Source organism: Desertibaculum subflavum (assembly GCA_003576705.1).
Lineage (GTDB): Bacteria > Pseudomonadota > Alphaproteobacteria > Ferrovibrionales > Ferrovibrionaceae > Desertibaculum > Desertibaculum subflavum.
Map to the genome: position 1 here is coordinate 1 of QOZS01000032.1, position 21,619 is coordinate 21,619.

The 21,619-nt window shown below is 69.4% G+C and carries 20 protein-coding genes; 4 read left to right on the forward strand and 16 right to left on the reverse strand.

Annotation, left to right across the window (positions count from 1 at the left end):
• From DT074_RS16935 to DT074_RS16955, 5 genes are all read right to left on the reverse strand, one after another.
• A partial coding sequence (locus DT074_RS16935; protein WP_119421040.1) for a DUF3035 domain-containing protein occupies nucleotides 1–276 on the reverse strand: 276 nt, incomplete at its 3' end.
• Nucleotides 277–281: 5 nt separating this feature from the next.
• On the reverse strand, nucleotides 282–800 hold the full coding sequence (gene lspA, locus DT074_RS16940; protein ID WP_368744732.1) for a signal peptidase II: 519 nt from the start codon (nucleotides 798–800) through the stop codon (nucleotides 282–284).
• A 91-nt stretch (nucleotides 801–891) separates the two neighbouring features.
• A complete protein-coding gene (gene ileS / locus DT074_RS16945; RefSeq protein ID WP_119421042.1) occupies nucleotides 892–3,750 on the reverse strand; it encodes an isoleucine--tRNA ligase in 2,859 nt (952 codons plus the stop codon).
• 147 nt (nucleotides 3,751–3,897) lie between these two features.
• The gene (locus tag DT074_RS16950; RefSeq protein WP_119421043.1) at nucleotides 3,898–4,353 is read right to left on the reverse strand and encodes a methylated-DNA--[protein]-cysteine S-methyltransferase; all 456 of its coding nucleotides are present in this window, start codon (nucleotides 4,351–4,353) and stop codon (nucleotides 3,898–3,900) included.
• A gap of 45 nt (nucleotides 4,354–4,398) precedes the next feature.
• Nucleotides 4,399–6,447, reverse strand: coding sequence for a thioredoxin domain-containing protein (locus DT074_RS16955; RefSeq protein ID WP_119421044.1), 2,049 nt, complete (start codon nucleotides 6,445–6,447; stop codon nucleotides 4,399–4,401).
• 101 nt (nucleotides 6,448–6,548) lie between these two features.
• On the opposite strand from DT074_RS16955, the gene DT074_RS16960 reads away from it, so the two are divergent.
• Nucleotides 6,549–6,782 (forward strand): metallothionein, encoded by a 234-nt coding sequence (locus DT074_RS16960; RefSeq protein ID WP_119421045.1) that lies wholly within the window; start codon nucleotides 6,549–6,551, stop codon nucleotides 6,780–6,782.
• 18 nt (nucleotides 6,783–6,800) lie between these two features.
• Nucleotides 6,801–7,214, forward strand: a complete 414-nt coding sequence (locus DT074_RS16965; RefSeq protein WP_119421046.1) for a VOC family protein — start codon at nucleotides 6,801–6,803, stop codon at nucleotides 7,212–7,214.
• A 3-nt stretch (nucleotides 7,215–7,217) separates the two neighbouring features.
• Here DT074_RS16965 and DT074_RS16970 read toward each other — a convergent pair whose 3' ends face one another.
• Together DT074_RS16970 and DT074_RS16975 are read right to left on the reverse strand one after the other, a co-directional pair.
• Nucleotides 7,218–7,778 carry a GNAT family N-acetyltransferase gene (locus tag DT074_RS16970; protein WP_368744734.1) on the reverse strand — a complete coding sequence of 187 codons (561 nt, stop codon included), beginning with the start codon at nucleotides 7,776–7,778 and terminating at the stop codon, nucleotides 7,218–7,220.
• On the reverse strand, nucleotides 7,775–8,128 hold the full coding sequence (locus tag DT074_RS16975) for an Mpo1-like protein (protein ID WP_119421047.1): 354 nt from the start codon (nucleotides 8,126–8,128) through the stop codon (nucleotides 7,775–7,777). The genes DT074_RS16970 and DT074_RS16975 overlap by 4 nt, the downstream gene beginning before the upstream one ends.
• 196 nt (nucleotides 8,129–8,324) lie before the next feature.
• Between DT074_RS16975 and rpmB the strand changes: the two genes are divergently transcribed.
• Entirely contained in the window at nucleotides 8,325–8,615 is a 291-nt protein-coding gene (rpmB, locus tag DT074_RS16980; protein WP_119421048.1) for a 50S ribosomal protein L28, read from the forward strand.
• Nucleotides 8,616–8,628: 13 nt separating this feature from the next.
• Here rpmB and DT074_RS16985 read toward each other — a convergent pair whose 3' ends face one another.
• From DT074_RS16985 to pyrF, 9 genes are all read right to left on the reverse strand, one after another.
• Nucleotides 8,629–9,591: an esterase-like activity of phytase family protein gene (locus DT074_RS16985; RefSeq protein WP_119421049.1), complete on the reverse strand. Its 963-nt coding sequence runs from the start codon at nucleotides 9,589–9,591 to the stop codon at nucleotides 8,629–8,631.
• On the reverse strand, nucleotides 9,591–10,166 hold the full coding sequence (rsmD, locus tag DT074_RS16990) for a 16S rRNA (guanine(966)-N(2))-methyltransferase RsmD (RefSeq protein WP_119421050.1): 576 nt from the start codon (nucleotides 10,164–10,166) through the stop codon (nucleotides 9,591–9,593). The genes DT074_RS16985 and rsmD overlap by 1 nt, the downstream gene beginning before the upstream one ends.
• 32 nt (nucleotides 10,167–10,198) lie before the next feature.
• On the reverse strand, nucleotides 10,199–14,464 hold the full coding sequence (locus tag DT074_RS16995; RefSeq protein WP_162914964.1) for a PAS-domain containing protein: 4,266 nt from the start codon (nucleotides 14,462–14,464) through the stop codon (nucleotides 10,199–10,201).
• Nucleotides 14,465–14,595: 131 nt separating this feature from the next.
• Nucleotides 14,596–15,879, reverse strand: coding sequence for a bifunctional folylpolyglutamate synthase/dihydrofolate synthase (locus tag DT074_RS17000; RefSeq protein ID WP_119421052.1), 1,284 nt, complete (start codon nucleotides 15,877–15,879; stop codon nucleotides 14,596–14,598).
• 13 nt (nucleotides 15,880–15,892) lie between these two features.
• Nucleotides 15,893–16,798, reverse strand: a complete 906-nt coding sequence (gene accD / locus DT074_RS17005) for an acetyl-CoA carboxylase, carboxyltransferase subunit beta (protein WP_119421053.1) — start codon at nucleotides 16,796–16,798, stop codon at nucleotides 15,893–15,895.
• The gene (trpA, locus tag DT074_RS17010; protein WP_119421054.1) at nucleotides 16,795–17,601 is read right to left on the reverse strand and encodes a tryptophan synthase subunit alpha; all 807 of its coding nucleotides are present in this window, start codon (nucleotides 17,599–17,601) and stop codon (nucleotides 16,795–16,797) included. Before trpA ends, accD begins: the two co-directional genes overlap by 4 nt.
• Before the next feature lie 73 nt (nucleotides 17,602–17,674).
• Nucleotides 17,675–18,895 (reverse strand): tryptophan synthase subunit beta, encoded by a 1,221-nt coding sequence (gene trpB, locus DT074_RS17015; protein ID WP_119421055.1) that lies wholly within the window; start codon nucleotides 18,893–18,895, stop codon nucleotides 17,675–17,677.
• A 35-nt stretch (nucleotides 18,896–18,930) separates the two neighbouring features.
• A complete protein-coding gene (locus DT074_RS17020; RefSeq protein WP_119421056.1) occupies nucleotides 18,931–19,578 on the reverse strand; it encodes a phosphoribosylanthranilate isomerase in 648 nt (215 codons plus the stop codon).
• Nucleotides 19,575–20,279 (reverse strand): orotidine-5'-phosphate decarboxylase, encoded by a 705-nt coding sequence (gene pyrF, locus DT074_RS17025; RefSeq protein ID WP_119421057.1) that lies wholly within the window; start codon nucleotides 20,277–20,279, stop codon nucleotides 19,575–19,577. Before pyrF ends, DT074_RS17020 begins: the two co-directional genes overlap by 4 nt.
• A gap of 130 nt (nucleotides 20,280–20,409) precedes the next feature.
• Here pyrF and DT074_RS17030 point away from each other — a divergent pair, with 130 nt between their 5' ends.
• On the forward strand, nucleotides 20,410–21,495 hold the full coding sequence (locus DT074_RS17030) for an HlyD family secretion protein (protein ID WP_368744735.1): 1,086 nt from the start codon (nucleotides 20,410–20,412) through the stop codon (nucleotides 21,493–21,495).
• Nucleotides 21,496–21,619: the final 124 nt, after the last annotated feature.

A 21,619-nucleotide genomic window follows, 5' to 3' on the forward strand; every position in this document is an offset into this window, starting at 1 on the left:
CTCGCCGGCGGAGCGGCCGGCGGCCGGGGTCGGGGCCGCGCCGGTCAGCGCCGTCTGTGCGGCGTCGCGCGGGCGCTGCTCCTGGGGACGGGGGGCGCCGGGCTCCGGCGGGCGCAGCTGGAAGTCGGGCGGCACGGAGAGTGGCGCCCGGGTCACCACCTCGAACTCGTTCGGCGCCTGCCTTGCGGTGCCGAAGGTGTCGCGGATGGTGTCGCAGCCGCCGAGCAGGGGAGCCGCGGCCAGGCCGGCCAGGAGGAGTGCCTTCGAAGCGCGCATCGTGCCTATTCTAAACTCCGTGACCTTGTCGGCAATATGGCGCCGAGGATCAGCCCGACCGCCCCGCAGGTGATCGCCGCGTCGGCGATGTTGAAGGCCGGCCAGTGCCATCCGCCCAGGTGGAAATCGAAGAAATCCGCCACCGCGCCATAGACGACCCGGTCGATCGCATTGCCGAGCGCGCCCCCGATGACGAGGCCGAGCGCCAGCCGGTCGATGCCCCGCTCCGCCTTGCGCAGCCAGAAGCCGAGCAGGACGGAAACCGCGATCGAGAGCACCACCAGAATCCAGCGCTGGTTGTCGCCGAACCACTCGCCGCCCAGCATCCCGAAGCTGACGCCCCGGTTCCAGACCTGGACCAGGTTGAAGAACGGGGCGATCTCAAGGCCGCCGGGATTGGCCCGCATCAGGTCGACCAGGACGAATTTGGAGGCCTGGTCCAGGACCAGCACGACGGCCACGACCATCAGGCCGAAGCGGAGTTCACCCTGGGATATCGTCATGGCCGGGCTTGACCCGGCCATCCACGCCTCCGGACGGCGCGGCGTAAACCGTGGATGCCCGGGTCAAGCCCGGGCATGACGAAACAGCGTGATTGCGGCTGCCATTGCCGCATCATGCCACCGCGTCGTCGCAGCGGCGGCAGAGGTCGGGCTTCCTCTGCTTGCCGACCTCGGGCAGGACCTGCCAGCAGCGCTGGCATTTGTGGCCCGCCGCCGCCTTCGACACGACGGCGACGCCGCTCACATCCGGCAGACGGAACGCATCGGCCGGTCCGTCGCCCTCGATGGTCTCGATGCCGGAGGTGATGCAGGTTTCGGCGAAGTCGATGCCTTCCAGCGCCGCGCGGCGCTCGCCGCTCAGGTACACCACCGGCCCCGCCTGCAGCGAGGAGCCGATGCGCTTCTCCTTGCGCTCGATCTCCAGCGCGCCGGTGACGACGCGGCGGATGTCGCGGATCTCGTCCCATGTCGCGGCCAGCGCCGGGTCCAACCATTCCGCCGGCACGTCGGGGAAGGTGCGCAGATGCACGCTCGACTTTTCGCCGGGGAAGCGCGCGAGCCAGGCCTCCTCCGCCGTGAAGCAGATGAACGGCGCGAGCCAGGCCGTCAGGTGCATGAACAGCGCGTCCAGCACCGTGCGCGCGGCGCGGCGGCGGGTGCTGGTGGGCGCGTCGCAATAGACCGCGTCCTTGCGGATGTCGAAATAGAAGCTGGAGAGATCGACGGCGCAGAAGTTGTAGAGCGCGACGTACATGCGGTGGAAGTCGTAGGCCTGGCAGCTCTCCTTCACCACGCGGTCGAGCTCGGCGAGCCGGTGCAGCACCCAGCGTTCCAGCGGCGGCATCTCGGCATGCGGCAACCGCTCGCTTTCCTGGAAGCCGGCGAGATTGCCGAGCAGGTAGCGCATGGTGTTGCGCAGGCGGCGATAGGCGTCCGCGTTCGCCTGGATGATGGCGGGGCCGACGCTCTGGTCCTCGGTGTAGTCGGTCGAGACGACCCAGAGCCTGAGGATGTCGGCACCGGACTGCTTGATGACATCCGCCGGCTCGACCGCATTGCCGAGCGACTTCGACATCTTGCGGCCCTTCTCGTCGAGCGTGAAGCCATGCGTCAGCACGGCGTCGTAGGGCGCCCGCCCGCGGGTGCCGCAGCTCTCCAGCAGCGAGGAGTGGAACCAGCCGCGATGCTGGTCGGAGCCTTCGAGATAGAGCGAGGCCGGCCATTTCAGGTCCGGCCGCTGCTCCAGCACGAAGGCATGGGTGGAGCCTGAATCGAACCAGACATCCAGGATGTCGGTCACCATCTTCCACTCGGCCGGATTGTACTGGTTGCCGAGGAAGTCCTCCGGCTTCGCCGTGAACCACGCATCGGCGCCGCCCTTGAGACAGGCCTGCACCACGCGCTCGTTCACCGCCTCGTCGCGCAGCAGCTCGCCGGTCTCCTTGTGCTCGAACACGGTGATCGGCACGCCCCAGGCGCGCTGGCGGCTGATCACCCAGTCAGGCCGCTGCTCGATCATCGAGTAGAGCCGGTTGCGGCCCTGGGCGGGGAAGAACTCGGTCGCCTCGATCGCGGCCAGCGCCTTCTTGCGCAGGTCGTTGGTCGCCATCGAGATGAACCATTGCGGCGTGTTGCGGAAGATCAGCGGCGCCTTCGACCGCCAGGAATGCGGATACTGGTGGCGCAGCCGCCCGCGCCCGACCAGCGCGCCGGCCTGCGCCATCGCCTCCATCACGCGGCGGTTGGCGTCGACCGGCTTGCCGGCATCGTCGAACACACGGGCCGGTTTGTCGCCGCCGAACAGCGGCACGTGGCGGAAATAGCGGCCGTCCTCGTCCACCGTATGCGGCACCTCGATGCCGTTGGCGGTGCCGAGATTGTAGTCGTCGGCGCCGTGACCCGGCGCGATGTGCACGAAGCCGGTGCCGGCATCCATGGTGACGAAATCGCCGGCCAGGACCGGCACGTCGAAATCGTAGCCCTGGCCACGCAGCGGATGCGCGCAGACGGTGCCGACCAGATCGGCGCCCTTGAACCGCGCGAGCTCGCTCCAGGTCGCGATGCCGCAGGCCCGCGCCGTGCCTTCGGCGAGATCGGCCGCCACGACGATCTCGTCGCCCACCTTGGCGAGCGACTTCTCGCCCAGGCTGTCGATGCGCAGACGCGCGTACTCGGCCTCGGCGGAGAGCGCGATGGCGCGGTTGCCGGGCAAGGTCCAGGGCGTGGTGGTCCAGATCACGATCGCGGCACCGGCCAAAGCCGGCAGAGCGGGCTTCACCACCGGGAACTTCACGAACACGGTGTCGGAGGTGTGCTCGTGATACTCGACCTCGGCCTCGGCCAGCGCCGTCCGCTCGACGATCGACCACAGAACCGGCTTCGAGCCCTTGAACAGGCCGCCGTTCATCAGGAATTTCTGGATCTCGCGGACGATCTGCGCCTCGGCGGCGAAGCTCATCGTCGTATAGGGATTGTCCCAGTCGCCGATCACGCCGAAGCGCTTGAACTCCTCGCGCTGGACGTTGACCCAGTGATCAGCGAAGTCGCGGCATTCCTGGCGGAACTCGGCGATCGGCACGTCGTCCTTGTTCTTGCCCGCCGCGCGGTACTTCTCCTCGATCTTCCACTCGATCGGCAGGCCGTGGCAGTCCCAGCCCGGCACATAATTGGCGTCGAAGCCCATCATCTGCCGCGAGCGGTTGATCACGTCCTTCAGGATCTTGTTGAGCGCGTGCCCGATATGCAGGTTGCCGTTGGCATAGGGCGGGCCGTCATGCAGGACGAAGAGCTCGCGGCCCTTCGACTGCTCTCTGAGCGTCCGATAGAGGTCGAGCCTGGCCCAATGTTTCAGGATCTCCGGCTCCTTGGCCGGCAGGCCCGCCTTCATCGGGAAATCGGTGGTGGGGAGGAAGACGGTGGCGCGGTAGTCGGTGCCGCCTTCCGTCGTCTTCTTGTCTTGCGGGGTGCTCATCGGGCGCTCCCGGCGCGCTGCAACGGAGGAGAATTAGGGGCGAGTGACGGTGTCCCGGACCCTCAGCCGAGGGCCGGGCCGATAATTCGCGCCGCGCCGGGTATGCGGAAGTCGCCCATGGCGGCGGGTTCTACCGGTCGGGGCGCCCTAGAGCAAGGCGCCCTCGCGGCGCAGCAGGTCGAGCTTGGTCGGCAGGCCCTTGCCGCCGGAAAAGCCGCCGAGCCGGCCGCTGGAGCCGAGCACCCGGTGGCAGGGGATCAGGATCGGGATCGGGTTGGCGCCGCAGGCCTGGCCGACGGCGCGCGGCACGCTTTTCAGCCGCCCGGCGAAATCGGCGTAAGTAGCTGTTTCGCTGTAGGGAATCTCGCGCATCAGGCGCCAGACCTGCTTCTGGAAACGGGTGCCGCCGGGATCCAGCGGCAGCTCGCAAGGCCCCGCTCGGCCGGCGAAATAGCGCTCCAGGAAGCGCGCCGCCTGGCGCAGCACCGGCGCGCCGTCGCCCGCCGCCGCCGGCGCCGGCCCGAAGCGGAGCGCAATGATCGCCCCCTCGCGCTCGTAGAGCGAAAGCTTGCCGAGTGGGCTGTCGATATTGAGCGTGTGCATCGCCGCTTTGGCGCCGTCTCCCCGGCGCAGAATAGCAGCGATCGTTCAGGGTTGCGGCAGCTCTTCGGCGAGCGCGGCGGGGTCGGTGACGGGGAGCGAGCAGGTCTCGCCGATGCAGACATAGGCCGTGGCCTTGCCGCCCTGCGCGCGCTTGCCGTGGGCGGGATGGCCCGCGGGCAGGTCCTGGCCGGGCGCCACCACGGCGATGATGCGGTCGGGGCAGGAGACCGATCGGGCGGCGGCGAGCAGAGCTTCGGTTTCCGGTTCGCCACGGCTGCCGACCACGGCGACGTTGACCGGACGAAACAGGGTTTCGGCGTTGTTCAGAAGGGTCGCATAGGCGAAGGCATTGCGGCCGAGTTCGGCCGCGAAGGCGTCGATGAGAGCGAGGGCGCGCTCGCGATACTTCGCCTCGCCGGTCAGCGCCTCGAGCCGCGCCAAGACGCCGACCATGGTGCCGTTGCCCGAGGGCACGGCGTTGTCATGCGCGTGGCGGGTGCGGACGATCAGCGCCTCGGCATCGTCGGCGGTGTAGAAATAGCCGCCGCGTTCTGCGTCCCAGTAGTGCCGGTCGAGCACCGCGACCCACGCGGCGGCCTGGGTCAGGTAGTTCGGCGTGCCGGTCGCTTCATGCAGCGCCAGCGCCGCACGCGCCATGTTGGCGTGGTCGTCAAGGAAGCCATCGCGCGCGAGCTTGCCCGCGCGCCAGGCATGGCGGAGCCGCCCGTCCGACTGCATCGTCGTGGTCACGAAGGCGAAGGCGCGCTCCGCCGCTTCGATCCAGGCCGGGGCGCGGAAGGCGGCGCCGGCATCGGACATGGCCGCGATCATCAGCCCGTTCCAATCGGCCAGCACCTTGTCGTCCCAGCCGGGCTTGATGCGGTGCTCGCGAACAGCGAACAGCTTCGCGCGGCAGTGTGCGAGCTTCGCTTCCGTCGCCGCATCGGCGAGCGCCGGCCGGCCTGAGCGGTTCAGGATGGTATGGCCTTCCCAGTTGCCGTGCGGCGTGACGTCGTAGTGGTGCTTGAACAGCGCCGCATCCGGGCCGAGCGCGGCGTCGATCTCCGCCTCGGTCCAGACGTAGAACTTGCCTTCCGCGCCTTCGGAATCGGCATCCTGGGTCGCCGCGAAGCCGCCGCCTTCGGCGATCATCTCGCGCAGCACCCATTCGATGGTCTCGTGGATGCGCTGCTCGTAGAGCGGCGCGGCGGTCTCCGCATGCACGAGGCGCAGCAGGTCGATCAGCTGCGCGTTGTCGTACAGCATCTTCTCGAAATGCGGCGCCAGCCAGCGAGCATCGGTGGAATAGCGCGAATAGCCGCCGCCGAGATGGTCGTAGATGCCGCCCTGGCTCATCTTGTCGAGCGTCAGGGTCACCGCATCGCGGAACATGGCGCCGCCGGTGCGCAGATAGCCGCGCCACAGAACCTCGATGTTGTAGGTCTGGGGAAACTTGGGCGCGTCGCCGATGCCGCCTTCGACCGGATCGACCTCGCGCAGCAGGCGCGTCGCCACCTTGCCGAGGAAATCCGGCGAGATCTCCGCCTTGTCGCCCTCGGCGCCGCGCGCCGAAAGCTTGCCGAGCCCGTCGAGCAGCGCGGTGCGGTTCTTGGCGATGGTGTCGCTGTCCTCGCGGAACACCTGGGCCACGCGGCGCAGCAAGTCCTTGAAGGCCGGCCGGCCCCAGCGGCTCTCCGGCGGGAAATAGGTGCCGCCCCAGAACGGCTCGCCATCCGGATTGAGGAACATGGTGAGCGGCCAGCCGCCCTGCTCGCCGAGCAGGGCCAGCGCGCTCTGGTAGATGCTGTCGATATCGGGACGCTCCTCGCGGTCGACCTTGATGTTGACGAAGAGCTCGTTCATCACCGCGGCGGTGGCGTCGTCCTCGAAGCTCTCATGCGCCATCACGTGGCACCAGTGGCAGGCCGCGTAGCCGACCGAAAGCAGGATCGGCTTGCCTGTCGCACGGGCATGCGCCAGGACCTCCGGCGCCCAGGCCTGCCAGTGCACCGGATTGTCGTGGTGCTGCAGCAGATAGGGGCTCGATTCGCGGTCGAGGTTGTTGCGCGCGAAGTCGCTCGGAGCGGTGCTCATCCCGGCAACCTATGGCGCCGCCGGTGGGGCGGCAACCGCGGAACCTTCGCCGCCACCTTCCGTTGCCTTGGCAGGCCCTTTCCGGATCAGGAGACCCCGCCATGGCCGTCTGCGACCAATGCGGCAACGACTACGACAAGGCCTTCCGCGTGCTGCAGAAGGACAAGACCTGGACCTTCGACAGTTTCGAATGCGCGATCGAGGCGCTGGCACCGCGCTGCGCCCATTGCCAGTGCCGGGTGATCGGCCATGGTGTAGAAAAGAGCGGCGCGATCTTCTGCTGTGCCCATTGCGCCGGCCGCAGCGGCGCCACGGAGCTCAGGGACCGCGCCTGAAGAAAGGCCGGTGAGCCCATGCCGAAGCTCGACGCCGTGCTGGAGACTTCGCTCTATTTCGACGACCTCGACGCCGCCAAGCGCTTCTACGGCGAGGTGATGGGCCTTAAGCCCATGTTCGAGGACGACCGGCTCGCCGCCTGCCCGATCGGCGCCGGCAGCGTGCTGCTGATGTTCAAGCGCGGCCACACCGCGGACGACACGCAGATCCCCGGCGGCACCGTGCCGGGCCATGACGGCCAGGGCAAAGGCCACGTTGCCTTCGCCATCGATGCCGGCGCACTCGCCGACTGGGAAGCGCATCTCGAGCGCCACAAGGTCGCAATCGAAAGCCGGGTCGCGTGGGCGAAGGGCGGCAAGAGCCTGTTCTTCCGCGATCCCGAGGGCAATCTGCTGGAGGTCGCGACGCCCGGGCTGTGGCGCAACTACTGACTGCTACAGGCTCTTGCGCATCAGCGGCCGGTTGGGCGTCCGGCGCGCCGCTTCCTTGAAGCCGGCGCCCGTGAAGCAGGAAGCCACGCCCACGAAGGCGCCGCCCCAGGCGGTGCTGCCGACCTTTTCCATCGGATAGGCCTCGACCAGGCGGGCCCCGGCCTGCTTCGCATGCGCCGTCGCCGCCTTGACCAGCGCCGCCATCACGCCACGGCCGCGATATTCCTTGTCGATGTAGAAGCAGGTGATCGCCCAGGCCGGCTTGTCGTCGATCGGCTTGGCCACGCGCGAAGTGGCAATCCGCGGCGTCGCCTCCCGCGGCGCGATGGCGCACCAGCCGACGGCGCGCCGCCCGTCATAGGCGAGGATGCCGGGCGGCGGGCCCTTCTCGACCAGGCGCTTGAAGGCGCGCTTGCGGCCGTCGCGGCCATGCCCGGTCCATTCGCCGCGGGTCAGCCGGAACCACATGCACCAGCAGCCGGAGACGGCGCCGCGGGTCGGGCCGAACAGCGCCTCGAGATCGGCCCAGCGATCCGGCGCCAGCGGATGGAAGGCGAGCTTCACGCTGCCCGCGCAGGTGTCGAGGCGACGCCTGCGGCAGCGAGATGCGGGCCGAGCCGGCCGGTGAGCCAGAGCCCGTACATGCGAAAGTCGCTGCCGAGCGACCAGAAGGGGTAGGTGAACGTCGCCGGCCGGTTGTGCTCGACGAAGAAATGCGCGGTCCAGGCCGGGCCGTAGCCGGCCACCAACGCGGCCAGGAACCACCACCAGATGCCGGTCAGCCCCAGCGCGACCAGGCAGAGGATGGCGAGCGTCGAGCCGACATAGTGCAGCGCACGCGCCGACGGCTTGCTGTGCTCGCGCAGGTAATAGGGCCAGAACTCGGCATAGGTCGAAATCCGCGCCTGGGCCATGGCAGATCCTCCCGGTCCGGATATTAGCGTTTATTTATATCGGGATAGACGAAAAACCAGAAGGCGGACGCGGGCGCGACGTTTGCGGCCCAGCCTTGACAGCGCGCCCCCCCGCCCTTAGGAAACGCGCCTTCGCGGCGGGCCCTTCCCGCCGCGCTACGTGTTCGGTGCCCTGCTGGAAGGGCGGAGGAGCGTCATGTCCCGTCGTTGCGAACTCACCGGCAAGGGCGTCCAGTCCGGCAACAACGTGAGCCACGCCAACAACAAGACGCGGCGCAAGTTCAAGCCGAACCTGCGGGTGGTCACGGTGATGAGCGACAAGCTCAACCGGTCGATCCGGCTGCGCCTCTCGGCCCACGGCATGAAGTCGATGGAGCATGCCGGCGGCCTCGACGCCTGGCTGCTGAAGACCGACAGCGAGCTGCTGTCGCCGACCGCGCTGCGCCTGAAGCGCGACCTGAAGAAGAAGCTCGCCGCCGCGGCCTGAGGCTTCCCGGCCTTCAGTCCAGCCGGAACTGCAGCAGCAAGGTCCGCTGCAGCATGTTCGTGTTGTCGTCCGAGATCAGGTAGACCAAGGTCTCGCCGCGCGGCCCGCGGCCGATCGCGATCCCCTCGAAATTGTCGACCGTCAGCGGCGAGGCGAGCTCGGCCAGCGGCTCGGGCACGAGCGCCGCGCCGGGGCGGATCGTCCCCGCCGGTATGCGCGAGAGCCGGGCGGCCACGCCGCCGATCAGGGTGAAGCGCCGTTCCAGCAGCAAAACATCGCCGCCGGGCAGCAGTGCCGCCGCCGTGGGGCGGAACAACAGGCTGCGCCTGACAGTGAGGCGATGCCAGCCGGCCGCATCCTGCAGCCATGCGGCGCCCTCGGTTTCGCCTTCCAGCGGATCCTCGGCAAGCGCCAGCAACCGGCTTTGCGGCAAGGCCGCCAGCGCCTCGATGCCGCCATTCGGCGGCAGGCGGGACAGGCGGCCGGGCGCGGGGAACGGCACCGGCCGCGTCGCGGTCGGCGGCTGGCCCGGCGGATAGCGCACGAGGCGGTGGCGCTGCTCGAAGGCAATCACCAGCGAGCCGTCGTCGAGCCGCGCCGTCGCCTCGGCATCGGCGCCGCGCTTGCCGCCCAACGGCTGACCATCGAGCCCGATCAGGCGCGCGAGATCCGCTCGATCCGGCGCCAGAAGCCGGCCCTCTGCGTCAAGCGCAATCGCCAGGCTGAGATAGAAACCCTGGTCCGCAACGGCGCGCAGCTCGGCACCGTCCGCCGCCAGCTCGAGATCGGAGAACCCGCCCCAGCCCTCGTGCACGGCCTTGAGCTCATACCCCGCGAGGTAGGTCAGGCGACCGACGCCCTGCCGTTCCGGCCGGTCGCCGTCGAGCGGCACCGGAACGGAGGTAATGGCAACACGCTCGGCCACCGCCGGCATGCCGGCCAGGGCCGCCAGCGCCACGAGCAGCACGAAACGCATCACTGGGCGGCAACCCGGCGCAGGAAATGCAGCGCGGCGCGGCCATAGCGGCGGCGGTCGACCAGCTCGAATCCATCCGGCGCCTCGAAGGCCTCGCGATCCTCGGTCTCGACCACCGCCGCGGCCTCGGGCGCGAGCCAGCCGCCCTCGGCCAGCTCGACCAGCGCGAGCGCGGCGAGACCCGATCGATAGGGTGGGTCGAGCAGCACGAGATCGGCGGCGCGGCTGGCGCGGCCGGGATGGGTGGCGTCGCGCTCGACGACCTGGCCTTGCTGCTCGGCGCCGAGCTGGCGCAGGTTGCGCCGGATCAGCGCCGCCGCCTCGGCATCCCGCTCCAGGAAGATGGCGGCACGGGCGCCGCGCGACAGCGCCTCGATGCCGGCGGCACCGGTGCCGGCGAAGGCATCGAGCACCACGGCGTCGAGGGGCAGCGGGCCGGCCGGGCGTCGCCAGGCCGGCGCATGGGCGAGAATGCCGAACAGCGCCTCGCGCACGCGGTCCGAGGTCGGCCTGACGGCAGCGCCCTCGGGCGCCATCAGGCGCCGCCCGCGCCAGGTTCCGGCAATGATCCGCATGGCCCGCTTTGTGGCGGGCTATGTTTGCGAGTTCAAGCGCCGATGATCGGCAGCAGCACGGTCACCGTGGTGCCGCGGTTGAGCTCACTCTCGATCTCGAGCTTGCCGCCATGCAGTTCGATCAGCCGCTTGCTGATGGAAAGGCCGAGGCCGGTGCCCTGGATCGGCTGGGTCATGACGTTGCCGGCACGTTCGAACGGCCGCGCAAGACGGCCGATATCCTGCTTGGCGATCCCGATGCCCTGGTCGGCGATGCGATAGCGGAGCATGCCCTCCACCACACCCGCACTGAGCGTCACCGTATCGCCTGCCTTGGAGAACTTGATCGCGTTGGAGAGCAGGTTGAGCAGCACCTGGCGTACCGCGCGGCGGTCGAGGGCGACGCGCGGCATGCCGGCCTCGATCTCGGCCCCGAGGGCGACGCCCGCCTTGTCGGCCTGCACCCCGATCACGCCGATCGCCTCGTGCGCCAGGTCGTCGGGCTTCACCGTCTCCCGGCGCAGCTCGTAGCGGCCGGCCTCGATGCGCGACATGTCGAGCATGTCGTTGATCAGGTCGAGCAGCAGCATGCCGCTCGAATGGATATCGGCCGCGTAGTCGAGATAGCGCGGCGTGCCGAGCGGACCCAGCATCTCCTTCGCCATGGTCTCGGAAAAGCCGAGGATGGCGTTGAGCGGCGTGCGCAGCTCGTGACTCATGGTGGCGAGGAAGGTCGACTTGGCGCGGCTCGCCTGCTCCGCCGCCTCCTTCGCGTCGACCAGCTGAGTCTCCTGGTGCTTGCGCGCGGTGATGTCGATATCGAGGCGGACCGTGCCGCCTTCAGGGAGGCGCTGCTCGCGCACCAGCAGGGTACGCCCGTCGGTGAAGGTGATCTCGCGCACGCCGAAGGCCCGATGCGCCTGGTTGCGCTGCGCGATGAACTCGTCGGCGGAGAGCTTGCCGGTATCGACCTTGCCCGAGCGGACATGCCGTTCGACCCACTCACGGAACGGCATGCCGCGCATGACCGGCACCCCGGTGACGCTGAAGAGCTCCTCCAGCGGCCGATTCCACAGGAGCAGGCGATCCTGCGCGTCCCACAAGCTGAAACCGTCGTCGAGCGTCTCGATGGCAGTGCGCAATTGCTGCTCCGCCTCGTGCACCAGCCGCTCCTGGCGCTTGCGCTCGGTGATGTCGGTGTCGAGCCGGACGATGCCGCCATCGGGCAGGGCGCGCTCGCGGACCAGGATGGTCGAGCCGTCGCGATAGATCGCTTCGCGGGTTTCCAGGCGGCGATGGCGCTGCGCCGCCGTCTCGGCATAGTCGGACGGCTGCAGGCCGCCGGTATCGACCGCCCCCTCCTGCGCCCTGAGCAGGATGAAATCGCGATAGGTGATGCCGCGGATCGGACCCGAGCCGGTCGCACTGAGCCGACGCTCGAACGGCTGGTTCCACAGCAGCAGGCGATCGTTCCTGTCCCACAGGCTGAAGCTGTCGTCGATCGAATCGATCGCGGTGCGCAGCAACAGCTCGGCCTCGCGTTCGCGCCGGTCGCGCTCGCGTTCCGCGGTGACGTCGGCAAAGATCGTGACCATGCCGCCCGCTTCGGTGGCACGCGTGCGGATATTGAGAATGCGACCGTCGGCCAGCCGCACATCCACGGCATCCGGCCCCTTCTTGGGGGCGAGCCAGCCCGAGAACCATTGCTCCGGGTTGGTGTCGAGGATGGGATCGGCGAAGAAGCCGCGGAGGAACAGCAGGCGGCGCACATCGTCCGACGTCTTGCCGGCCAGATCCTCCGCCGCGAAGCCGAACATCTGCAGATAGCGGCGATTGCACATCACTGGCAGATCTTTCGCATCGCGCAGAATGAAGCCGTCGGACAGGCTTTCGATGGCATCGCGCAACTGCGCCTCGGCGCGTAGCGCGCGCGTCTCGCGCTCGCGGTCGGCGGTGACGTCGCTGAGAATGGTCACCATGGCGCCGCCCGCCGTGCGCCGGGTGCGCACGTTGAGAACCCGACCGTCGGCCAGACGGCTATCCACCGCCTCGGCCTCGCCCGCTGCACCCAGGCGGTGCGCGCGCCGCTCGGCAAGCCAGGCTTCCGGATCCTGCAACGCCATGGGCTCGGCGAAGAACTTGCGCGCCAGCAGATGCCGGCGGACCTCTTCGGATGTCATCTGCGCCAGCGCGGCGGGATCATCAAAGCCGAGCAGGTCGAGGTAGCGGCGGTTGTACATCACCGGCCGGTCATCGCCGTCGCGCAGGATGAAGGCGTCCGACAGGCTTTCGATCGCGTCGCGCAGCTGCTCTTCGGCCCGGCGCGCGCGCGTCTCGCGATCGCGGTCACGGGTGATGTCACTGGTCACCTGCAGCAGCATGCCATCGGGCATGCGCCGCGCGCGAACATGCAGGGTGCGGCCGTCGCGCAGCTTGACCTCGCGGTCATGCAGGCCGGCGGTGACGCCCGCCTTCTGCCGGTCGCGCCAGCTTTCCACGTCGAAGGGCGTGATGGCCGCGTCGTAGAATCCGCGCTGGTGCAACACGCGCGCGACCTCGGTCCAGGTCTTGCCGGTCAGCTCCGCCTCGGCGAGGCCGAAGATCTCCAGGTGCCGGCTGTTGGACAGAATCAGCCTGTCGTCGGGGCCCCAGAGCGAGAAGCCGTCGCTCATGCTCTCGATCGCTTCGCGCAAGCGAAGCTCCGCCGCCACCGCACGGGCCTCGCGGGCCCGGTCCTCGGTGACGTCGCTCATGATCGAGACCAGGCCGCCGTCGCGCGTGCGCTGGGTGCGTACGCGATTGATGCGCCCGTCGGCCAGCGTGATGTCGCGGCCGAAGTCGTCGTGCCAGCGCGCGGTCAGGCGATCGGCAATCCATTTCTCGGGATCGGCCTTCGCCAGCGGGTCGTCGAAGAAGCCGCGCGCCAACAGGCGCCGCATGTTTTCGGCATAGGTGCGTCCCTGCACCTCTTCCACCGAGCCGAATCCGATCTGGTCGACATAGCGCTGATTGCAGACGACGACGCGATCGTCGGCGTCATAGAGCACGAAGGTATCGGCCATCGCCTCAATGGCGTCGCGCAGGCGCTGCTCCGCGGCCACCGCCCGCGCCTCGCGGCGCGCGAGCTCCGCCTCGCGGCGACGCATGTCGGTGACATCGGTCCGGATGCCGACCAGGCCGCCCTCGCGCGTCGGATGCACGCGGTACTGGAAGATGCGTCCGTCGGAGGTTTCGATCTGCGCGCCTTCGGTTCGGCGCGAGCTGCTCTTGCGACGCTCGCGAAGCCTGGTCACCCACCCGGCCGGGTCGGCCTGCGCCGCCGGATCGGCGAAATAGCCGCTCGCGGCCGCTTTCCGCATCAGATCGTCGTAGGTCTGCCCGACGATGGCCTCCGTTGAACCGTAGATCGGGCTTTGCCGGATCAGCGCCTCGTTGCCGATGACGACGCGATCCTCGGCGTCGTAGAGGATGAAGCCGTCGGCCAGCGCGTCGATGGCGTCGCGCAGGCGGTGCTCGGCCGCAACGGCGCGCGCCTCCCGCGCGGCAAGCTCCTGCTCGCGCCGCTTGGTCTCGGTGATATCGACCCGGATGCCGACGGTGCCGCCGTCGCTGGTGCGCCGGTCGCGACAGGCGAACCAGCGGCCGCGGCGCGTCTGCACCTCGTAATCGGCAAAGCCCGGCGCGCGCAGCGCCAGCACATAGTCGATCCAGCCCTGGTCGGTGGCGAATTCCGGCGGCCGCAGGATCAGGCCCCGCTGCAGGATATCGGTCAGCAGCTCGCGATAGGTGCGGCCGATCGCGCCGTCGCCGAAGGTTGCCGCGAAGCCCGGCAGCGAGTTGTTGAACTTGACCAGGCGGTCGTCCTTGTCGAACAGGACGAAGCCGTCGGAGAGGCTCTCGATCGCGTCGGTAAGGCGGACTTCCGCCGCCCGGGCCCGCGCTTCCGCCTCGACCTCGGCGGTGATCTCCCGGCCCACGCCGCGATAGCCGGCGAAGCGGCCTTCGGCGTCATGGATCGGCTTGCCGCCGGTAAAGAACCAGCGCGTGCGGCCTTCGCTGTCCTGGCGGGCGAAACGGAAGTCGCGAAACGGCCGGTGGTTCAGCAGATCGTCGAGGTGGCGGGACCAGGCCTCGGGGCTGACCCCGAGCGGGCGGGTCTCGCCGCGGGTCTTGCCGAGGAAGTCGCCGGCCGGAAACCCCGATGCGGCCTCGACATTGGACGAGAAATAGGTGAAGCGGAGATCAGCGTCCTGTTCCCAGAACCATTCGAAGGCGGCGTCGGCGAAATCGCGCAGTCGGTCCTCGGCAGACGCGTCCATGCGGCTGCCGTCAGCGGAAGACATGGCTCTGCCGGCGCGGGCGGGAACCGACATAAAGGGGACAACCTCGAATACTGCCGCTCAATCAAATGTAAAGTTGTTTAAGGATCAGATAATCGAACCTGGTTTCGCTAACCGTTCGCGGCCAGGATCGCCCCTGCCAAATATAATGATCCTGTGATCAACAGGCGCGCCGAGGCGGCCCTCGCGGCGACGATCGCCATGGCGGCGGCCGGGTCGGCCGCCGGCGCCGCGGCCATGCCGAGACCGGCGGCGGCGGCGACAATGGCCTCCGGCGGGTGACAGTTCGGATCGCCTGGAATGGCGATGCCGACCACGCCGGCGGCGAGGCCGACAAAGGGCGCCAGCAGGTCGGCCGCATCGCGGTTCGCCTTCGCCGCGACGATCAGATGCGTGGGCCGCGACGGCAGGCTGCGGAGAAACGCCGCGGCGGCCCGGGCGCCGTGCGGGTTGTGGCCGCCGTCGAGCCAGATCTCGCCCTCAGGCAGGGCATCGACCAGCGGCCCGCGGCGCAGCCGCTGCAGCCGCGCCGGCCAGTCGGCGGCGGTGAGCCCGGCCGCAATGGCGGCGGCATCCAGCCGGAAACCGTCGAGCCGCCGGGCGCAGGCGACCGCGGTCGCCGCATTGTCGATCTGGTGGTCGCCCGGCAGGACCGGCGCCGGCAGGTCCAGCGCGCCTGCGGCGTCGCGGTAGCGAAAGCCCTCTGCCAGCCGCTCGACTTGGAACTCCCCGTCGCGCCGAAACAGCGGGGCGCCGATGCGGGCGGCGGCGGCGGCGATCACCGCCGCGGCCTCCGGGCGTTGCGGCCCGATCACGCCGATGACGCCGGGCTTCAGGATGCCGGCCTTGGCGGTGGCGATCTCCGGCAGGGTCCGCCCCAGAAACTCCATGTGGTCGAAATCGATCGGCGTGATCGCGGTCAGCGCCGGCCGGTCGACCACGTTGGTCGAATCGAAATTGCCACCGAGCCCGGTCTCGAGCAGCAGAACGTCGCCCGGGTGGCGGGCGAAGGCGAGCAAGGCCGCCGCGGTGACGATCTCGAACTCGGTGATGGCCAAGCCGGCATTGGCGGTTTCCGCCGCCTCCAGCACGGCTTCGAGCTCGGCATCCTCGATCAGCCGGCCGGCCAGCCGGATGCGCTCGTTGAAGCGCACGAGATGCGGCGAGGTGAAGGCATGCACGCGATATCCGGCGGCCTCCAGCATCGCGCGCAGATAGGCGATCAGCGAGCCCTTGCCGTTGGTGCCGGCGACGTGGATCACCGGCGGCAGCTGGCGCTCGGGATGTCCAAGCGTCGCCAGGATGCGATGCATGCGGCCGAGCGAGAGATCGATCAGGCGCGGATGCAGCTTGCGCAGCCGCGCCAGGATCAGATCGTGGCGGGGCGGCGGCATATCAGCTCGCATGTCAGTTGGCGGTGGGCGCCGCTTCCGGGATGTCGATCTCGGCCACCGCCTGGACCTGCTCGCGCACCGTCAGCAGACCGATGAGACGGGCCAGCGCTTCCTTCAGCCGGTGGCGATGCACCACCATGTCGAGCATGCCGTGCTCCAGCAGATACTCGGCGCGCTGGAAGCCCTGGGGCAGCGTCTCGCGGATGGTCTGCTCGATCACGCGCGGACCGGCGAAGCCGATCAGCGCCCCCGGCTCGGCAATGTGGATGTCGCCCAGCATGGCATAGGAGGCGGTGACGCCGCCGGTGGTGGGGTCGGTCAGCACGACGATATAGGGCAGGCCGGCCTCGCGCAGGCGCTGCACCGCCACGGTCGAGCGCGGCATCTGCATCAGCGACAGGATGCCTTCCTGCATGCGGGCGCCGCCGGAAGCGGTGACGACGACCAGGGGGCAGCGCTCGCTCACGGCCTTCAGCGCCGCGGTGACGAAGGCCTCGCCGACGGCGAGCCCCATGGAGCCGCCCATGAAGGCGAAGTCCTGCACCGTCACCACCGCCGGATGGCCGCCGATGCGCCCCAGGCCCACGGTCATCGCATCCGGCGATTCGGATCTGGCCCGCGCTTCCTTCATGCGATCCGAATAGCGCTTGGAATCGCGGAACTTGAGCGGGTCCATCGGGACGTCGGGCACCGGCACCCGAGTCCACTGCGCGTCGTCGAACAGCATTTCGAGCCGCGCCTTGGCGCCGAGGCGCATGTGATGGCCGCAATGCGGGCAGACGCGTTGCGCCGCGTCGAGGTCGCGCTGGAACACCATCTGGGCGCAGGCCGGGCACTTGGTCCAGAGGTTGTCCTTGACCTCCTTCTTGGCGCCGAGGGCGCGGATCTTCGGCAGGACGGTGTTGGTGAGCCAATTCATCTTGCGCTCCTCACCCCCTCCGCCAGGCGTTGCACCAAGCCGTGCACGCGCGTGACCGCTTCGTCCGGCGTCTTCGCCGCGCCGACCTCGTTGACCAGGGCGGAGCCGACCACCGCCGCATCGGCGACGCGGGCGATGGCCGCGGCCTGCTCCGGCGTGCGGATGCCGAACCCGACCGCGACCGGCAGCTTGCAGGTCTGCTTGATGCGGCCCACCGCCTTCGCCACCACGTCGGCATCCGGCGCCGCCGCGCCGGTGATGCCGGTGATGGAGACGTAGTAGAGGAAGCCCGAGGCGCCTTCGAGCACCGCCGGCAGCCGCGCCGCATCCGTCGTCGGCGTGGCGAGGCGGATGATGTCGATGCCGGCCTTTACGGCCGGGCCGCGCAGCGCGCCGTCTTCCTCCGGCGGCAGGTCGACGATGATCAGCCCGTCGACGCCGGCCTGCTTGGCGGCGGCGATGAACGCCTCCAGCCCCTTGTTGTGGATCGGGTTGTAGTAGCCCATCAGGACGATCGGCGTGGTCTGGTCCTTGGCGCGGAACCGCGCGACGAGTTCCAGCGTCTTGTTCAGCGTGGCACCGGACTTCAGCGCGCGCAGCGACGACAACTGGACCGCCGGGCCATCCGCCATCGGATCGGTGAACGGCATGCCGAGCTCGATCAGGTCGGCGCCGGCGGCCGGCAGGCCCTCGACGATGCGCGCCGCCGTCGCCATGTCCGGATCGCCGGCGGTGACGAAGGCGACCAGCCCGGCGCGGCCTTCTTTCTTGAGCTGCGCGAAGCGCGCCTCGATACGGCTCATCGAACCGCCCTCGCCGCTATCGTCATGGCCGGGCTTGTCCCGGCCATGACGGGCGGAGGGAGGATGTCGCCCATCACAGCTTGCTCCCCATCGCATCGGCCACGGTGAAGACGTCCTTGTCGCCGCGGCCCGACATGTTCATCAGCATGATGTGGTCGCGCGGCCGGTTCGGCGCGTCGCGCATGATATGCGCCAGCGCATGCGACGGCTCCAGCGCCGGCAGGATGCCTTCGAGCCGGGCGCAGAGCTGGAACGCGGCCAGCGCCTCCTTGTCGGTGACGGAGACGTAGTTCACCCGGCCCGAATCATTAAGCCAAGCATGTTCGGGCCCGATGCCGGGATAGTCGAGCCCGGCCGAGATCGAATGCGCCTCGGTAATCTGGCCGTCATCGTCCTGCAGCAGATAGGTGCGGTTGCCGTGCAGCACGCCGGGCCGGCCGGCGGAAAGCGAGGCGGCATGCTGGCCGGTCTCGATGCCGTGGCCGGCCGCCTCGACGCCGATGATCTCGACCGAAGGATCATCGAGGAAGGGATGGAACAGGCCGATGGCATTGGAGCCGCCGCCGATGCAGGCGACCAGGCTGTCGGGCAGGCGGCCCTCGGCCTCTTGCATCTGCGCCTTCGCCTCGTTGCCGATCACCGCCTGGAAGTCGCGCACCAGCATCGGATAGGGATGCGGGCCGGCTGCCGTGCCGATGATGTAGTAGGTGTCGTGCACGTTGGTGACCCAGTCGCGCAGCGCTTCGTTCATCGCGTCCTTCAGGGTGCGCGAGCCGGACTTGACCGCGCGCACCTCGGCGCCGAGCAGCTCCATGCGGAACACGTTCGGCTTCTGGCGCTCGATATCGACCTCGCCCATGTAGATCACGCAGGGGAAGCCGAAGCGCGCCGCCACCGTCGCCGTCGCCACGCCGTGCTGGCCGGCGCCGGTCTCGGCGATGATGCGGGTCTTGCCCATGCGCTTGGCGAGCAGGATCTGGCCGACGCAATTGTTGATCTTGTGCGCGCCGGTGTGGTTCAGCTCCTCGCGCTTGAAGTAGATCTTGGCGCCGCCGAGATGCTGGGTCAGCCGCTCGGCGTAGTAGAGCGCGCTGGGCCGGCCGACATAGTGCTTGAGATAGCCGCCGAGCTCGGCCTGGAAAGCCGCGTCGTCCTTCGCCGCGAGATAGTGCTTCTCGAGGTCGAGGATCAGCGGCATCAGCGTCTCGGCGACATAGCGGCCGCCATAGCCGCCGAAATGGCCGGTCGGATCAGGACCGATACGGAAGGAATTGGGGCGTTGGGTGACGTTCATCGGGGAAGCTCTGTCGGCTGGGGCGCGACCGGCGCCTAGAGCGCGCGCGCCGCGCGGAGGAAGGCCTGGATGCGCTTCGGGTCCTTTACGCCCAGGCGCTGTTCGACGCCGGATGAGACGTCCACCGCCATCGCTCCGCTCTGCCGGACCGCTTCCGCGAGGTTGTCGGCATCGAGCCCGCCGGCGAGCAGCCACGGCCGCTTGAACCGGCGGCCTTGGAGCAAGGTCCAGTCGAAGCTGACGCGATTTCCGCCGGGCAGAGCATTGGTCATGGTTTTAGGCGGTTTGGCGTCGAACAGCAACCAATCGGCCACGCCGTCGAAGGCCGAGGCGGCGTCGAGATCGGCGGCATTTTCGACCTTGATCGCCTTGATCACCGGGCGCTTGAAGGTGGCACGCACCTCCTTCACCCGCGCGGGCGTTTCCGAGCCGTGCAGCTGGATCAGGTCGAGCGGCGCCTCGGCCAGAACGGCGCCGAGCTCGCTGTCCTTCGGATCGACGAACAGGCCGACCCGGTCGATGCCGCTCGGCACGCCGGCGACCAGGCGCCCGGCGGCTTCCGGCGTCAGATTGCGCGGCGAGGGCGGATAGAACACGAAGCCGACCATGGCGGCGCCTTCCACCACCGCCATGGCGACGCTGTCCGGCGCATCGAGGCCGCAGATCTTGACGAACAGGCTCATGCCGCGATCTCGGCGGCGATCGCCGCCACCGCCTTGGCGGGGTCCGGCGCCGCATTGATCGGCCGGCCGATGACGAGCCAGTCGGCCCCGGCTTCCAGCGCCTCGCGCGGGGTCATCACTCGCTTCTGGTCGTCGGCCTTGCTGCCGGCCGGGCGGATGCCGGGCACCACCAGCTGCACCTTGGGCCCGAAGGCGGCGCGCAGCGGCATGATCTCCTGCGGCGCGCAGATCAGCCCGTCCAGGCCGCAATCGACCGCCAGCCGGGCGAGGCGCAGCACCTGCTGCTCCACCGAGCCAGTGACGCCGGTCGCCGCGAGGTCGCCGGCATCGAGCGAGGTCAGCACGGTGACGCCGAGCAGCTTCGGCCGCACCTGGCCGAACTCGGCAGCCGCCGCAGCGGCGGCGCGCAGCATGGCCGGGCCGCCGGCCGCGTGGATGGTGATGAAGGTCGGCGCCAGCACCGCCGCCGAGCGGATCGCGCCGGCCACCGTGTTCGGGATGTCGTGGAACTTGACGTCGAGGAAGAGCGGCGTGCCGGGCTCGCGCACGTCGCGCACGCCCTGCGGGCCGTTGGCGGCGAAGAACTCCTTGCCGAGCTTGATGCCGAAGCCGGCCGCGGCGGCGATATCGGCCAGCGCCTTGGCATTGGCCAGGTCGGGCGTGTCGATGGCGCAGAAGACGGGGTGGCGACGGCGGGTCATGAGGCCTCTCGGCAGCGGCGCCGCGTCTTAACGCAATCGCGCCCGGGAGGGAACGCCGGCGGCTCGAAACCCGACTCGATTTATCAAACTGTGCGGTCTAGTTTGCCTTCCGGAAGCGCCTCGGAATCCCATGATACGCAAAATCCTGCTGTCGATCCTGCTGGTCGCCGCGCTGGCGGCGGGCAGCTATTGGGGCTGGGGCTGGTGGCAGCATGGCCGTTTCGTGGAAAGCACCGACAACGCCTATGTCGAGGCCAACCTGACCGTCATCGCGCCCAAGGTCGCGGGCTACGTCGCCGAGGTGGCGGTGGCCGAGAACCAGGGCGTGAAGGCGGGCGACGTGCTGGCGGTGATCGACGACAGCGACTACCGCATCCGGCTGGCCCAGGCCGAGGCCAAGCTCGCCACCGCCCGCGCCGGCATCCAGAGCGCGGAGACCCGGCTCACCCTCAACGTCAACCTGGTCGCCGAGGCGCAGGCGGTGGTCGCGGCCGCCGAGGCCGACCTCGCCCATGCGCTGCTCGAGGTCAACCGCTACAGGTCGCTGTCGGAACAGAACATCGCCTCGCGCCAGCGCTACGACACGGCGCAGACCGATCACCGCAAGGCGGTCGCCGCGCGCGACCGCGTCCGCGCCGCGCTCGCTTCCCAGGTCGGCCAGGTGCAGCTGCTCACCGCGCAGCGCCGCGAGGCGGAGGCGCAGGCGATGGAGGCGCAGGCCGCGCTCGCCGCCGCCAAGCTCGATCTCGACAACACGACGATCCGCGCGCCGGCCGACGGCATCGTCGGCAACCGCTCGGTGCAGACCGGGCAGTATGTGCGGCCCGGCGCGCAGATGATGGTGCTGGTGCCGACCGGCTCCACCTACGTGGTCGCCAATTTCAAGGAGACGCAGCTCGCCCGCATGCGGCCGGGTCAGGCGGTGGCGGTGACGGTCGACGCGTTCCGCGGCGCCCGGCTCGCCGGCCATATCGAGAGCTTCGCGCCGGCGAGCGGCGCCAAGTTCAGCCTGCTGCCGCCGGAGAACGCGACCGGCAATTTCACCAAGATCGTGCAGCGCGTGCCGGTGCGCATCCGCCTCGCCGACGACGACCCGCTGGTGCGCCGCCTGGTGCCGGGCCTCTCCGTCGAGGTCGCCGTCGACACCCGCGCCGAAGCGGCCAAGGTCGCGACGCCGAATTTCGGCATCGGCGCGCCGGCGGGAGCGGGGCGGTGACAGCGCCCTTGTCCTTCGAGACGCACGCTGCGCGTGCTCCTCAGGGCGAGGGCGGCCGCGATGTCATGTCGGTCGACTACCTCATCCTGAGGAGCGCTCCGCAAGGAGCGCGTCTCGAAGGACG